This is a genomic window from Microvirga tunisiensis (assembly GCF_009296175.1).
In the GTDB taxonomy this organism is placed as follows: domain Bacteria; phylum Pseudomonadota; class Alphaproteobacteria; order Rhizobiales; family Beijerinckiaceae; genus Microvirga; species Microvirga tunisiensis.
Window position 1 is genome coordinate 1 of sequence record NZ_VOSK01000813.1, and the last position, 1137, is coordinate 1137.

The 1137-nt window shown below is 67.1% G+C and carries 2 protein-coding genes; both read left to right on the top strand.

Annotation, left to right across the window (positions count from 1 at the left end; genetic code table 11):
* The first annotated feature begins 76 nt into the window (after window positions 1–76).
* The gene (locus FS320_RS46880) at window positions 77–520 is read left to right on the top strand and encodes a helix-turn-helix domain-containing protein (protein ID WP_162003649.1); all 444 of its coding nucleotides are present in this window, start codon (window positions 77–79) and stop codon (window positions 518–520) included.
* A complete protein-coding gene (locus FS320_RS46885; protein ID WP_244627778.1) occupies window positions 517–1137 on the top strand; it encodes an IS630 family transposase in 621 nt (206 codons plus the stop codon). Before FS320_RS46880 ends, FS320_RS46885 begins: the two co-directional genes overlap by 4 nt.

Here is a 1137-nt window from a genome sequence, read left to right on the forward strand (position 1 = left end):
CTAAGCAGGTTTCAGCGGGGTGGCCAACGGATGCTGGCCATGATTCCATACCGTGATCGGATGTGGGAGACGGATCATGGCAGGCAGGTCCCCTGTTGTGGCGAGTGACGAGCAACGATGCGAACTGGAAGCGCTCAGCCGGTCGCGGGAGCGCGGCGAGGCGGATCGGGCCCGGGCAATCCTTCTGACCCTGGCGGGCTGGACCAGCCTGCGGATCGCCGAGGCCTTCGGGGTGCGGGAGGATACGGTGCGGCTTTGGCGCAGCGCTTTCATGGCGGGTGGGGTCCCGGCGCTGCGGACCTCCATCGCCCCGGGTCCGGCTCCGGTCAAAGCCACGTGCGCCCTGGCGGTTGCCGAGGAGGTGCTGTCGGGATCAGTCGCGGATCGCCCCAATTGGACGCTGCCGCGCTTGGCAGACGAGATCGAGAAGCGCTCCGGCGTGCGGATCTCGCGCTCGCGCCTGTCGGTCGTACTGCGCCAAAGGGGGCTTTCCGCTGGCGCCGGCCGCGCCACACCCTGAAAGCCCGCCAGGACGCCGATGCCGTGAACCGGGTCGGCCTGCGCTGCCAGCTGATGAAGGCACAGGCTGAGGCCGGCGACATCGTGCTGCTGTTCGGGGATGAGTCCGAAGCGCTCACCCATCCCTATCTGGCCCATGTCTGGGCCAAGCGCGGGGCCGATCTGCGCATCCCGGCACCCGGACAGGCCGCCAAGGTGGCCCTGCTCGGCGTGCTCGACTGGGCCGGACGCGAGCTTGTCGTTCAGACCAGCCGCACCAAGCGCAGCACCGACTTCATCGCGCTTCTGGAGACCCTCGACCGCCGCACCGGCCCCGAGCCCGGCCGGTGCGTCAAGCCGGTTCGGCTCGTCCTCGATAACGGTCCCATCCATACCAGCAAGGCAACCACAGCCGCACTCGCCCAGCGGGCACACTGGCTCAGGGTCGAATGGCTGCCAAAGTACGCTCCCGAACTCAACGACATCGAGGAGCGATGGCGCGATGTGAAGCGGCATTACCTCGCCCACCAGACCTTCACCGGACCTGAAGACCTCGACCAAGCCATCCACGAAGCCATCATGAAGCGCAATCACGAACGAAGCCGTCATCCGTTGGTCAACCAGCGAATCCCTGCTTAG